Raw genomic sequence first — 12,466 nt, 5'->3', positions numbered from 1 at the left:
ACAAAGGAGAGAAGCACACATGTCACGTGCAGTAGGTATCGACCTCGGAACCACCAACTCCGTCGTCTCGGTGCTCGAGGGCGGCGAGCCCACGGTCATCGCGAACGCGGAGGGCTTCCGCACCACCCCGTCGGTGGTCGCCTTCACCAAGGACGGCGAGGTGCTCGTCGGCGAGACCGCGAAGCGCCAGGCGGTCACCAACGTCGACCGTACGATCTCGTCGGTGAAGCGCCACATGGGCACCAACTGGACCCAGGAGATCGACGGCAAGAAGTACACCGCCCAGGAGATCTCGGCGCGCATCCTGCAGAAGCTGAAGCGCGACGCCGAGCAGTACCTCGGCGACACCGTCACCGACGCGGTGATCACGGTTCCCGCCTACTTCAACGACGCCGAGCGTCAGGCCACCAAGGAGGCCGGCGAGATCGCGGGCCTCAACGTACTCCGCATCATCAACGAGCCCACCGCGGCCGCGCTCGCGTACGGGCTCGACAAGGGCAAGGAGGACGAGCTCATCCTCGTCTTCGACCTCGGTGGCGGAACGTTCGACGTCTCCCTGCTCGAGGTGGGCAAGGACGACGACTTCTCGACCATCCAGGTCCGCGCGACCGCCGGTGACAACCGCCTCGGCGGCGACGACTGGGACCAGCGCATCGTCGAGTGGCTCATCAAGCGCTTCAAGGACTCGACCGGCGTCGACGTCTCGAAGGACAAGATCGCACTGCAGCGTCTGAAGGAGGCGGCGGAGCAGGCCAAGAAGGAGCTGTCGTCGAGCATGTCGACCAGCATCCAGCTGCCCTACCTCTCGCTGACCGAGAACGGCCCGGCCAACCTCGACGAGACGCTCACCCGCGCCCAGTTCGAGCAGATGACCAGCGACCTGCTCGACCGCACCAAGAAGCCGTTCCAGGATGTCATCCGCGAGGCCGGCATCAAGGTCGGCGACATCGCGCACGTCGTGCTCGTCGGCGGTTCGACCCGTATGCCGGCCGTCTCGGAGCTCGTGAAGCAGGAGACCGGCGGCAAGGAGCCCAACAAGGGCGTGAACCCGGATGAGGTCGTCGCCGTCGGCGCCGCCCTGCAGGCCGGTGTCCTCAAGGGCGAGCGCAAGGACGTCCTCCTCATCGACGTCACCCCGCTGTCCCTCGGCATCGAGACCAAGGGCGGGATCATGACCAAGCTCATCGAGCGCAACACGGCCATCCCGACCAAGCGCAGCGAGACCTTCACCACGGCCGACGACAACCAGCCGTCCGTCGCGATCCAGGTCTTCCAGGGCGAGCGCGAGTTCACCCGCGACAACAAGCCGCTCGGCACCTTCGAGCTGACCGGCATCGCCCCGGCGCCGCGCGGCATCCCGCAGATCGAGGTCACCTTCGACATCGACGCCAACGGCATCGTGCACGTGTCCGCGAAGGACAAGGGCACCGGCAAGGAGCAGTCGATGACGATCACCGGCGGGTCCAGCCTGCCGAAGGACGACATCGAGCGCATGGTGCGCGAGGCCGAGGAGCACGCGGCGGAGGACAAGAAGCGCCGCGAGTCCGCCGAGACCCGCAACCAGGCCGAGCAGCTCGTCTACTCGATCGAGAAGCTGATCAAGGACAACGAGGACAAGCTCCCCGAGGACGTCAAGAACGAGGTCCAGGGCGACGTGGACGGTCTGAAGACCGCCCTCGCCGGCGACGACGACGAGGCGGTGAAGACCGCGTTCGAGAAGCTGAACGCCAGCCAGGGCAAGCTCGGCGAGGCGATCTACTCGTCGGCGCAGGCCTCCGAGGCTCCGGCCGGCGACGCCGGTGAGGCGCCGCAGGGCGAGTCGTCCTCCGACGACGAGGACGTCATCGACGCCGAGGTCGTCGACGACGAGGAGAAGAAGTAACCATGTCGGACCAGAACGGGGGCTCGCAGGAGCCCGAACGCGAGGATCCGATCATCCGGGACAAGCGGAGGATCGACCCCGAGACCGGGAAGGTCCGGCAGCCCGAGGGTGACACCGCGGCCGACGCCGGGAAGGACGCCGGCGAGCACGACCTCGCTCACGAGGAGCTCGTCGACGTCGGCCCGGCCGAGGATGAGGAGGAGGGCACCGTCCTGAGCGACGACGACCTCGACATCCTCTCCGGTCAGACGACCGCCGAGCAGCTCGCCGCCGAGCGCCTCGCCGACCTCCAGCGGGTGACCGCCGAGTACGCGAACTACCGCAAGCGCACGGAGGCGAACCGCGAGATCGAGCGGGAGCGTGCGGTCGGCGACGCGGTCAAGGGGCTCATCCCGGTGCTCGACGACCTGGAGCGGGCGGAGAAGCACGGCGATCTGGGCGAGGGCAGCGCGTTCTCGACCATCGCCGCGAAGCTCCGCACCGCGGTCGAGCGCCTCGGCCTCACCGCCTACGGAGAGAAGGGCGAGCCCTTCGACCCGCAGGTCCACGAGGCGATCTTCCAGCAGCCCACACCGGGCGTGACGGCGGACACCGTCGCCGAGGTCGTGGAGACCGGCTACCGGCTGGGCTCCACCACCGTGCGGGTGGCGAAGGTCGTCGTCTCGGTGCCGGCCTGAGCCGGAACCAGCGCACGGCGGAGCGGCGGGGCATGCGTCCCGCCGCTCCGCTCGCCGTGCGCGTGCGACTGATGCAGACTTCATCCACGAACGACAACGACTTGAAGGGAGGCGCCCGTGGCTAGCCAGGACTGGTTCGACAAGGACTTCTACAAGGTTCTCGGCGTCTCCAAGGACGTCAGCGAGGCGGAGCTCAAGAAGACGTACCGCAAGCTCGCCCGCAAGTACCACCCCGACTCGAACCCCGGCGACACCGCCGCGGAGGCGAAGTTCAAGGAGATCAGCGAGGCGTACTCGGTGCTCAGCGACCCCGAGGAGCGCAAGGAGTACGACCAGATCCGCGCGATGGGATCCGGTGCCCGGTTCACGGCGCCCGGCAGCGGCGCACAGGGCGGCTTCGACGACGTCTTCGGCGGGATGTTCGGCCAGGGCGGACAGCAGCAGTACACATTCCAGCAGGGCGGCGGCTTCGACGACGTCTTCGGCGGCCTCTTCGGCAACGGACGTTTCGGCCAGACGAGCGGAGGCTTCCGCGGCTACGGCGGCCCGACCCGCGGCCGGGACGTGACCGCCCACACCACGATCGACTTCGTCACCGCGACGCGCGGCGAGACCATCACGCTGCAGGCCTCCGACGGCAAGCCGATCAAGGTCAAGATCCCGGCGGGCGTGGCCGACGGCCAGAAGATCAAGCTGCGCGGCAAGGGCCAGCCGAGCCCGGACGGCGGCGAGGCGGGCGACATCGTCCTCACGGTGACGGTCCGCAAGCACCCGGTGTTCGAGCGCGACGGCCTCAACCTCCGGGTCAACGTGCCGGTCACTTTCGCCGAGGCCGCGCTCGGAGCGACGATCGAGGTCCCGACGCTCGGCGGCGATCCCGTCAAGCTCCGCGTCGCGCCCGGGACCCCGAGCGGTCGCGTGCTGCGCGTGAAGGGCCGCGGCGTCGAGACCGGCAAGGGCACCGGCGACCTGCTCGCGGTCGTCCAGGTCGCCGTCCCGTCGCACCTCTCCGGCGAGGCGAAGCAGAAGCTGGAGGAGTTCGCCGCGACGCTGCCGCAGGAGAACCCGCGCGACGACATCCTTGCTAAGGCCCGGAGCTGACGATGGACGAGAACAGCCAGGTCTTCGTGATCTCGATCGCGGCGGAGCTCGCGGGGATGCACCCGCAGACGCTTCGCCAGTACGACCGGCTCGGACTCGTCAGCCCCAGCCGGACCGCCGGCAAGTCGCGCCGCTACTCGATGCGCGACATCGCCAAGCTGCAGGAGATCGCCCGCCTGGGTTCCGAGGGCGTCAGCCTGGAGGGCATCCGCCGCATCCTGGAGCTCGAGGACCAGGTGGGCGAACTGCGCGACCGCGTGCGCGAGCTGGAGTCGGCGCTCGCCGACGAGCTGCTCAACCGCCCGGGCCGCCGCGTCTTCGCGGCCGGCTCCGAGGGCGAGGTCGTCTCCATGCGGGCGGGAACCCGCATCCGCCGCAGCAACCAGCTCGTCGTCTGGCGCCCGCTGGAGCGCTGAGGTCCGCTCCGCGCCTGCGTCCTCTCCGCCGAGTGGTGACATCATGTCGCCACTCGGCGCGTTTTCGAGCGTCCACTCACCACTCGACCTGCGCCGCGGTCGGCAGAGCCCGGGGTGTCGCGCGTCAGAGCGACGAGACGCCCTGCCCGACGTAGAGGGTGTTCTGGATGTTGTGCGCCTCGCCCTCGGCGACGTCGCGGTCGATCCCGGCCCGCACCTCGCGCATGAGCTTGTGCAGCTCGGCGTGCTTCTCCGGCAGCCGGGCGTGTCCCGTGCTGCCCCACAGGTTCGAGACCGGGAGGGTGTCGCCCGCCTCGACCGCGAGCGTCCACTCCTCCGTGGTCGCGACAGCGGCGAACTCCGACTGCATGGTGACCAGGACGCTGCGGTGGAGGGCGTCCGCCGAGATCGCGCCGGCCTCGTTGACGAGGTCGAGCGTGCCGGTCGCATCCGACAGGAACTCAACCGTGAAGCCGAGTTCGGCCGCATCCCGGGCCGTCCCGGCGCAGCAGTGCTGGGTCATGTAGCCGGCGATCGTGACGGTATCGATGCCCTCCGACCGCAGCCACGACTCGAGGTCGGTGCCGGGGAACGCGGAGACGCTGCCCTTCGTGATGACGTGCGCGGGCGTCCGGTCGGCGATGGTCTCGTGCAGCGCCGCGCCCTCCGACCCGCGGGCGAAGACCGGCGCGCCCTCGTCCTCGATGTGCTGCACGACCACGACCGGCACGCCGTGGTCGTCGGCCGCATCCCACGCCACCTCGATGTTCGGGATGGACGTCATCAGGTCCGGGAAGCAGATCTTCAGGTTGCCGGTGACGTACTCGTTCTGCAGGTCGATGACGATCAGCGCGCGCTTCATCTCTGCACTCTAAGCGCCCCGGGATCGGGCGCGCGAGTGGTGAGTCACGGCGCTAGGCTGGTCGGCGGCTGGAGCGCTCACAAGGCGAGACCGGCCGCGCGATGAAGCACAACCGACTCCCACGAGGAAGCTTGCGATGAGAGCCCTGTACAAGAGCGAGGCCGCCCCGGGTCTCGAACTGGTCGACATGCCCGAACCCGAGATGGGCCCGGAGGATGTCCGGATCCGCGTCCTGCGCACCGGCATCTGCGGCACCGACCTCCACATCCAGCGCTGGGACGACTGGGCGGCGTCGGCCGTGAGGGCCCCGCTCATCCCCGGCCACGAGTTCTTCGGCGAGGTCGTCGAGGTCGGCGAGCTGGTCCACGACGTCGAGGTCGGCGACCGCGTCTCCGGCGAGGGCCACATCGTCTGCGGAACCTGCCGCAACTGCCGCGCCGGCCGCCGCCAGATGTGCATCCGCACCCAGGGCGTCGGCGTGCAGCGTGACGGCGCGTTCGCCGAGCAGCTGGTGCTCCCGGCGACCAACGTCTGGGTGCACCACAGCGCGATCGAGCCCGAGGTCGGCGCGCTGTTCGACCCGCTGGGCAACGCCGTCCACACCGCGCTCGCGTTCCCGGTCGTCGGCGAGGACGTGCTGGTCACCGGATGCGGCCCCATCGGCCTCATGGCGATCGCCGTCGCCCGCCACGTCGGCGCCCGGTTCATCGTCGGAACGGACGTCAGCGCGCAGCGGCTCGAGCTCGCCAGGGGGATGGGCGCGGACTTCACGGTGGACGTCTCGCAGCACGACATCCACGAGGCGCAGAAGGCTCTCGGCATGCGGGAGGGCTTCGACGTCGGCTTCGAGATGAGCGGCGCCCCGACCGCGCTGCCGTCGATGATCGAGAACATGAACCACGGCGGACGCATCGCCATGCTCGGCCTCCCCGCGCAGCCGATCGCGGTGGACTGGGGCATCGTCGTCACGCACATGCTCACCCTGAAGGGCATCTACGGCCGCGAGATGTTCGAGACGTGGAACGCGATGGGCGCCATGCTGCAGACCTCCGCCGAGCTGCACGACGCGATCGCATCGATCGTCTCCGACCGCTTCCCCGCCCGCGACTGGGAGAAGGGGTTCGCCGCGGCGGCCGCGGCCGGCGGCGGCAAGGTCATCCTCGACTGGACGGAGGTCTAGACATGTACGGACGCTTCCGCGAGCACATCGCGACGCAGCTGCAGGAGATCGAGGAGGCCGGGCTCACCAAGCACGAGCGCAGCATCCACGGTCCGCAGGCGGCGCTCATCACCGCAGACGGGCAGCAGGTGCTGAACTTCTGCGCCAACAACTACCTCGGGCTGGCCGACCATCCCGCGCTCGTTGCTGCGGCCAAGGCCGCCCTCGACGACTGGGGCTACGGGATGGCGTCGGTGCGCTTCATCTGCGGCACCCAGGAGCAGCACCTCGAGCTGGAGCGCCGGGTGTCGCGGTTCCTCGGGACCGAGGCCACGATCCTGTTCTCCTCGTGCTTCGACGCGAACGGCGGCGTCTTCGAGACGCTGTTCGCAGGCGGCGACGCCATCGTCTCCGACGAGCTGAACCACGCCTCCATCATCGACGGCATCCGCCTCTCGAAGGCGCAGCGGTTCCGGTACCGGAACCGCGACATGGCCGACCTGCGCACCCAGCTCGAGGCCGCCCGGGATGCGGGCGCCCGGTTCACGGTCATCGTCACGGACGGCGTGTTCTCGATGGACGGCTACATCGCCCCGCTCGCCGAGATCTGCGACCTCGCCGACGAGTTCGGCGCGCTGGTGTTCGTCGACGACTCGCACGCCGTCGGCTTCGTGGGCGCGCACGGGGGCGGGACGCCGGAGCTGTGCGGCGTCTCCGACCGCGTGGACATCTACACCGGCACCTTCGGCAAGGCGCTCGGCGGCGCCTCCGGCGGCTACGTCTCCAGCCGGCAGGAGATCGTCGACCTGCTGCGCCAGCGGTCGCGGCCGTACCTCTTCTCGAACACGCTCGCCCCTGCCATCGTCGCCGGCACGCTGGCCGCGCTCGACCTGCTGGAGCAGTCGGACCACCTGCGCGCGCAGCTGGTCGCCAACGCAGCCCTGTTCCGCGAGCTGATGACCGAGGCGGGATTCGACCTGCTGCCGGGCGGGCATCCCATCGTCCCCGTCATGTTCGGCGACGCGGCACTGACCGCCCGCATCGCCGACGAGATGCAGCGGCAGGGCGTCTACGTCACCGCGTTCTCGTACCCCGTGGTGCCGAAGGGCCGGGCCCGCATCCGGGTGCAGCTGTCGGCGGCGCACACCGAGGAGGAGATCCGCCGCTGCGTGGACGCGTTCGTCGCGTCCCGGGCCGCCGTCGCCGCCTCGTGAGTCCCGTCCCGCACGTCAGAGATTTGTGCCGAATCGCGGGATTGCGACCGTCATAACCGCGATTTGGCGCAAATCGCGCGGCCGCGAGGCGCGAGACGACGTTCAGCCGCGTGAGCCGCAGCCGAACGACGTTCCCGGGCACTGCATCTAGGCCCGCACGCTCTCGTAGCGCACGCGCAAGCCGTCGAGCAGCGCGGTCAGCCCGGTCTCGAACGCCGCGTCCGCCGGCGGCGTCGCGCCGAGCGCCGCCGACCGCGCGCGGTAGGCGGAGGCGAACGCGGGCACCGCATCCTCCGCTCCGGCCGGGTCGAACATGTCGGCCGGCGCGATGGCGTCGAGCGCGGAGCCGAGGATGAACGACTCCACCGCGACGATCGTGGGCAGCACCTCCGCCTCGGGCCACCCTGCGCGGACCATGGCCGCGACGACGGCGTCGTACATCCGCATCGTGCGCAGCGCGCCGGTCAGCGGCAGGGTCGCGAGCAGTGCGATGGTCGGCGGATGCGCGGCGAACGCCACGCGGTACGAGTGGGCCCAGGCGAGCATCGCCGTATCCCACGGCTCGGTCTCGAACGCGCTCACGTCGATGCGGTCGGAGACGAGCTCGCGGACGCTCGCGATCACGTCCTCCTTGCCGTCGACGTGGTTGTAGAGGGCGCTGGGCCGCACGCGGAGCGCCTGCGCCAGCCGCAGCATCGTGAAGCCGTCGGCGCCGGATTCGTCGAGCAGCCGGATCGCCGCGTGCGCGATCAGGTCGCGGGTGAGCACCGTGGTCCGCGGTCGCCCCACCCGGCGCGCCGGGCGATCGATCTCGGCCATGCTCTTCCCCTCCGGCTCGATCACACCCTAGTATCTGACGAAATAAAAGAACGTCGTTCATTTATCTGTAACGCGGAGGGTGCATGGGCACGACCGTCTTCACCAACGGGACGATCCTCGAGAGCTACCGCGCGGATGCGGCCGAGCACATCGCAGTCGCCGTCACCGATGGGAGCGTCGTCGCGGTCGGCGCCGACGCTCTCGCCCTCCGCGACAGCGCCGAGGCGATCGTCGACCTGCTCGGGGGCGTACTCGCCCCGGCCTTCGGCGACGGTCATGCGCATCCCCTGCAGGGCGGCCTCGAGAAGCTCGGCCCGCAGGTGCGCTCGTGCACCTCGGTCGGCGAGATCGTCGCGTGCGTCGCGGAGTGGGCGGACGCCCATCCCGAGCAGGAGTGGATCTACGGCGGCAGCTACGACGCGACGCTGGCGCCCGAGGGGATGTTCGACGCGCGCTGGCTGGACGAAGCGGTGCCCGATCGCCCCGTGGTCCTGCGGGCGTGGGACTACCACACGGTGTGGGTCAACTCCGAGGCGCTCCGCCGGGCCGGGATCGACGCGCGCACGCCGGAACCGGCGCTGGGCCGCATCCCTCGCCGTGAGGACGGGTCGCCGCTGGGCATCCTGCAGGAGCCGGGCGCGGTGGATCTGCTGATCCCGGTCGAGCCCGGCCGCAGCCACGACGAGCGGGTCGAAGCGCTGCGGCTGGCGACCGCCGAGTACGCCGAGCTCGGAATCGCGTGGATCCAGGATGCCTGGGTCGAGCCCGCCGAGCTGGAGGCGTACCTCGAGGCGTCCGCCCGCGGCCTCCTCTCGACGCGGGTCAACCTCGCCCTCCGCGCCGACCCGCTGCGCTGGCGGGATCAGGTGCCCGAGTTCGTGGAGTCGCGTCGCCGCGTCGAGGAGCTCGGCGATCCGCTCCTCACCGCCACGACCATCAAGGTCTTCGTCGACGGCGTGATCGAGAACCACACCGCCGCGATGCTCGCCGACTACACCGACACCCCGGGCGACCGCGGTCTGCCGAACTGGGAGGCGCGCGAGCTGACGGCCGCGGCCGTCACGCTCGACAAGCTGGGCTTCCAGCTGCACCTCCACGCCATCGGCGACGCCGCCGCCCGGACCGCGCTCGACGTCTTCGAGGAGGTGGAGCGCGCGAACGGGCCGCGCGACCGCCGCCCGGTCATCGCCCACGTGCAGGTCGTCGACCCGGCCGACCTGCCGCGCTTCGAGCGCCTCGGCGTCATCGCCAACTTCGAGCCGCTGTGGGCCCAGCTGGACCCCATGATGCTCGACTTGACCATCCCTCGCCTCGGACCCGAGCGCGAGCGGCTGCAGTACCCCATCCGGACCCTGCTCGAGTCGGCGAGCGTCTCCTTCGGGAGCGACTGGCCGGTCAGCAGCGCCGACTGGCGCCCGGGCGTCGCGACGGCGGTCACCCGCCAGACCGAGGCCCTCGTGCCGGAGGACGGATGGACCCCCGCCGAGCGCATCCCGCTCACCGACGCGCTGGAGGCGTACTCCTCCGGCGTCGCCCACCAGGCCTTCGCGCACACCGCGCGCGGCGCGCTGCGTCCGGGTTCCGGACCGGACCTGGTGTGGCTCGACACCGACCCGCGCCACGTGGACCCGCACGACCTGCGCTCCGTCCGCGTGCTCGGAACCTGGGTCGCCGGCGTCCGCCGCGCGGCCACCGTACGGAGCTGATACACCCCCACACCCGCGCACCACTCGAGAGAGGCTGCACCTCCATGACCACGACCGACCTTCCGCCGACCCAGCCGCGGCTCAAGCGGGCCCTCGGGCCGACCGCCCTCGTGCTGTTCGGCCTCACCTACCTGGCGCCCGTCACGGTGTTCACCACCTACGGCATCGTCACGAAGACCACCGACAACCACCTCCCGTCGGCGTATGTCGTCGCGCTCGTCGCCATGCTGTTCACGGCGCTGAGCTACGGCGCGATGTCCCGCGCCTTCCCGGTCTCGGGTTCGGCGTACACCTACACGCAGCAGACGTTCGGCGGCCACGTGGGCTTCCTGACCGGGTGGACGCTGATGCTCGACTACCTGTTCCTGCCGATGATCAACTTCCTGCTGATCGGCATCTACCTGAACACGCAGTTCCCGGATGTGCCGGGCTGGGTGTTCGCGCTCGCGTCGCTGCTGCTGGTGCTCGTGTTCAACGTCCTCGGCATCACCCTTGTGAACAAGCTCAACATCGCGATCGTGGCGCTGTCCATCCTGCTGGTGGTCGTCTTCGCGGTGCTGTCGATCAAGGAGCTGGTGACCAGCCCGTCCTCGCAGACGCCGAGCCTGATCGAGCCGTTCCTGCCGGGGTCCGGCGGCCTGGGGCCGATCTTCGCGGGCGCCGCGGTGCTGGCCCTGTCCTTCCTCGGCTTCGACGCGGTGTCGACCCTGTCGGAGGAGGCGAAGAACCCGAAGCGCGACATCCCGCGGGCCATCCTGCTGACCACCCTGATCGGCGGCGCCATCTTCATCGTCGTATCGTGGCTCGGCGCCCTGGTCTACCCGGACTGGCGCGCGTTCTCCAACGTCGACTCCGCGGGCGTCGACCTCATGGCGAAGGTGGGCGGCACCTTCCTCACCTCGTTCTTCGTGGCGGTCTACGTCGTCGGAGCGTTCGGCTCGGGCATGACCACCCAGGTCAGCGTGTCGCGCATCATCTACTCGATGGGCCGGGACGGGGTGCTCCCGCGCATCTTCGGCACCCTGCACGCGCGGTTCCGCACTCCGTGGGTCGCCGCGGTCGCGGTCTCGATCGTTTCGCTGCTCGCCCTCGTGCTGACGCTCGACCAGGCGGCGACCATGATCTCCTTCGGCGCGCTGGCCGCGTTCTCGATGGTGAACCTCTCCGTCATCCGCCACCACCTCTTCCCGAAGGGCGGACGCGAGCGGCCGACCGCCGGGGAGTGGGTGCGCTACGGCGTGCTGCCCGCGATCGGCTTCGTGCTGACCGTCTGGCTGTGGACGTCGCTCACCGTGACGACGTTCATCGTCGGCCTGTCGTGGATGCTGCTCGGCGTCATCTACCTGGCCGTGCTGACCCGCGGCTTCCGCCGCAAGCCGCCGATGATGGACTTCTCGGAGAAGGAGGAGCTGATCGAGGAGGTGCCCGCGTCCTGAGCCGGGAGGCTCTGCTTGGATGGGAGCGTGTCTTCCTTCCCGTACGAGCGGCTGCGCCGGCGGCCGGACGTCGAGGCGCCGAACCTGTTCGCCTCCGACGCGGCCGACCGGCTGCTCGCCGACCTGGCGGGTGACGCGGTCCTCGGCCACGGGCTGGTGGTCATCGGCGACGGGTACGGTGCGCTGACGCTGGCCGCCGCCGCCCGGGGTGCGCGCGGCATCCGGGTGCATCAGGATGCGCTGACGGGCGAGCGGGCGCTCGACGCGAACGCCACCGAGCTCGGTCTCGCCGACGCGTACGAGCACCGCCCGCTCGACGAGTCCCTGGTCCGCGGCGCCCGGACGGTGCTCCTGCGGCTCCCGCGCAGCCTCGACGCGCTCGCCGAGATCGCCACGCTGATCGCGGAGCACGCCCGGGCGGATGCGACGGTCTACGCGGGCGGGATGCTGAAGCACATGACCACCGCGATGAACGGCGTGCTCGCCGAGGTGTTCGGCGACGTGACGGCGTCGCTGGCGCGCCAGAAGGCGCGCGTGCTGACCGCGCGCGAGCCGCATCCCGCCGCCGCCACGGTGCTCGACCGCTGGCCGGAGCGGTCGTTCGACCAGGAGACCGGGCTCTGGGTGTGCGCGCACGGCGCGGCCTTCGCGGGAACCGCCGTCGACATCGGCACGCGCTTCCTCCTCGGCGTGCTGGATGGCGCCGTGCCGGCTGCCCGTACGGCGATCGACCTCGGCTGCGGGACCGGCGTGCTGGCGTCGGCGCTCGCCGTCGCCCGTCCCGAGCTGCGCGTCGTGGCGACCGACCAGTCCGCCGCGGCCGTCGCCTCGGCCTCCGCGACCGCGGCGGCGAACGGCGTCGCCGGGCGGGTGACCGTGGTGCGCGACGATGGCCTCGCTTCCCAGTCCGACGGATCCGCCGACCTCGTGGTGCTCAATCCGCCCTTCCACATCGGCAGCGCGGTGCACACGGGCATCGCGCACCGCTTGTTCGCCGATGCCGGCCGAGTCCTGGCGCCCGGGGGCGAGCTCTGGGCGGTCTGGAACTCGCACCTCGGCTACCGGCCGGCCCTCGAGCGCACCGTCGGCCCGACGCGCCAGATCGCCCGCAACGCGAAGTTCACGGTCACGGCATCCCGCAAGCCCTCCTGAATGCGGACAGGAAGCGAGAGCGGCTTCACCTCGCCGCTAGCA

Annotated in this window: 11 protein-coding genes; 9 read left to right on the top strand and 2 right to left on the bottom strand. The window is 70.5% G+C overall.

The window, feature by feature from the left end:
* Nucleotides 1–19: 19 nt before the first annotated feature.
* The 4 genes from dnaK to ACQ86M_RS13620 all read left to right on the top strand — a co-directional run bounded on the left by dnaK (nt 20) and on the right by ACQ86M_RS13620 (nt 4,076).
* Nucleotides 20–1,882 carry a molecular chaperone DnaK gene (gene dnaK / locus ACQ86M_RS13635; RefSeq protein WP_431219202.1) on the top strand — a complete coding sequence of 621 codons (1,863 nt, stop codon included), beginning with the start codon at nt 20–22 and terminating at the stop codon, nt 1,880–1,882.
* 2 nt (nt 1,883–1,884) lie between these two features.
* Entirely contained in the window at nt 1,885–2,559 is a 675-nt protein-coding gene (locus ACQ86M_RS13630) for a nucleotide exchange factor GrpE (RefSeq protein ID WP_431245860.1), read from the top strand.
* Nucleotides 2,560–2,676: 117 nt separating this feature from the next.
* Nucleotides 2,677–3,660 carry a DnaJ C-terminal domain-containing protein gene (locus tag ACQ86M_RS13625; protein ID WP_431219200.1) on the top strand — a complete coding sequence of 328 codons (984 nt, stop codon included), beginning with the start codon at nt 2,677–2,679 and terminating at the stop codon, nt 3,658–3,660.
* A 2-nt stretch (nt 3,661–3,662) separates the two neighbouring features.
* Nucleotides 3,663–4,076 carry a heat shock protein transcriptional repressor HspR gene (locus ACQ86M_RS13620; protein ID WP_431219199.1) on the top strand — a complete coding sequence of 138 codons (414 nt, stop codon included), beginning with the start codon at nt 3,663–3,665 and terminating at the stop codon, nt 4,074–4,076.
* 124 nt (nt 4,077–4,200) lie between these two features.
* On the opposite strand, the gene ACQ86M_RS13615 is transcribed toward ACQ86M_RS13620, so the two are convergent.
* Entirely contained in the window at nt 4,201–4,938 is a 738-nt protein-coding gene (locus ACQ86M_RS13615) for a cysteine hydrolase family protein (RefSeq protein WP_431245859.1), read from the bottom strand.
* Nucleotides 4,939–5,074: 136 nt separating this feature from the next.
* Between ACQ86M_RS13615 and tdh the strand changes: the two genes are divergently transcribed.
* Nucleotides 5,075–6,118: an L-threonine 3-dehydrogenase gene (gene tdh / locus ACQ86M_RS13610; RefSeq protein ID WP_431245858.1), complete on the top strand. Its 1,044-nt coding sequence runs from the start codon at nt 5,075–5,077 to the stop codon at nt 6,116–6,118.
* Between the two features lie 2 nt (nt 6,119–6,120).
* Complete coding sequence (locus ACQ86M_RS13605; RefSeq protein ID WP_431245857.1) at nt 6,121–7,311, top strand: glycine C-acetyltransferase; 1,191 nt, start codon at nt 6,121–6,123, stop codon at nt 7,309–7,311.
* A 147-nt stretch (nt 7,312–7,458) separates the two neighbouring features.
* Here ACQ86M_RS13605 and ACQ86M_RS13600 read toward each other — a convergent pair whose 3' ends face one another.
* Nucleotides 7,459–8,130: a TetR/AcrR family transcriptional regulator gene (locus ACQ86M_RS13600; RefSeq protein ID WP_431245856.1), complete on the bottom strand. Its 672-nt coding sequence runs from the start codon at nt 8,128–8,130 to the stop codon at nt 7,459–7,461.
* Nucleotides 8,131–8,213: 83 nt separating this feature from the next.
* On the opposite strand from ACQ86M_RS13600, the gene ACQ86M_RS13595 reads away from it, so the two are divergent.
* The 3 genes from ACQ86M_RS13595 to ACQ86M_RS13585 are packed head-to-tail and all read left to right on the top strand — an operon-like array spanning nt 8,214 to nt 12,424.
* Complete coding sequence (locus ACQ86M_RS13595) at nt 8,214–9,836, top strand: amidohydrolase (protein ID WP_431245855.1); 1,623 nt, start codon at nt 8,214–8,216, stop codon at nt 9,834–9,836.
* A gap of 44 nt (nt 9,837–9,880) precedes the next feature.
* Entirely contained in the window at nt 9,881–11,272 is a 1,392-nt protein-coding gene (locus ACQ86M_RS13590; protein ID WP_431245854.1) for an APC family permease, read from the top strand.
* Nucleotides 11,273–11,299: 27 nt separating this feature from the next.
* Nucleotides 11,300–12,424, top strand: a complete 1,125-nt coding sequence (locus ACQ86M_RS13585) for a class I SAM-dependent methyltransferase (protein ID WP_431245853.1) — start codon at nt 11,300–11,302, stop codon at nt 12,422–12,424.
* Nucleotides 12,425–12,466 lie beyond the last annotated feature (42 nt).

The organism is Leifsonia xyli subsp. cynodontis, assembly GCF_050632205.1.
Lineage (GTDB): Bacteria > Actinomycetota > Actinomycetes > Actinomycetales > Microbacteriaceae > Leifsonia > Leifsonia xyli_D.
The sequence above is the reverse complement of the archived record's forward strand: the minus strand, read 5'-3'. Positions and strand labels throughout refer to the sequence as shown.

Coding starts and splice junctions, on each gene's coding strand:
- dnaK (WP_431219202.1), top strand. CDS start 20: ATGTCACGTGCAGTAGGTATCGACCTCGGAACCACCAACTCCGTCGTC.
- ACQ86M_RS13630 (WP_431245860.1), top strand. CDS start 1,885: ATGTCGGACCAGAACGGGGGCTCGCAGGAGCCCGAACGCGAGGATCCG.
- ACQ86M_RS13620 (WP_431219199.1), top strand. CDS start 3,663: ATGGACGAGAACAGCCAGGTCTTCGTGATCTCGATCGCGGCGGAGCTC.
- ACQ86M_RS13615 (WP_431245859.1), bottom strand. CDS start 4,938: ATGAAGCGCGCGCTGATCGTCATCGACCTGCAGAACGAGTACGTCACC.
- tdh (WP_431245858.1), top strand. CDS start 5,075: ATGAGAGCCCTGTACAAGAGCGAGGCCGCCCCGGGTCTCGAACTGGTC.
- ACQ86M_RS13605 (WP_431245857.1), top strand. CDS start 6,121: ATGTACGGACGCTTCCGCGAGCACATCGCGACGCAGCTGCAGGAGATC.
- ACQ86M_RS13600 (WP_431245856.1), bottom strand. CDS start 8,130: ATGGCCGAGATCGATCGCCCGGCGCGCCGGGTGGGGCGACCGCGGACC.
- ACQ86M_RS13595 (WP_431245855.1), top strand. CDS start 8,214: ATGGGCACGACCGTCTTCACCAACGGGACGATCCTCGAGAGCTACCGC.
- ACQ86M_RS13590 (WP_431245854.1), top strand. CDS start 9,881: ATGACCACGACCGACCTTCCGCCGACCCAGCCGCGGCTCAAGCGGGCC.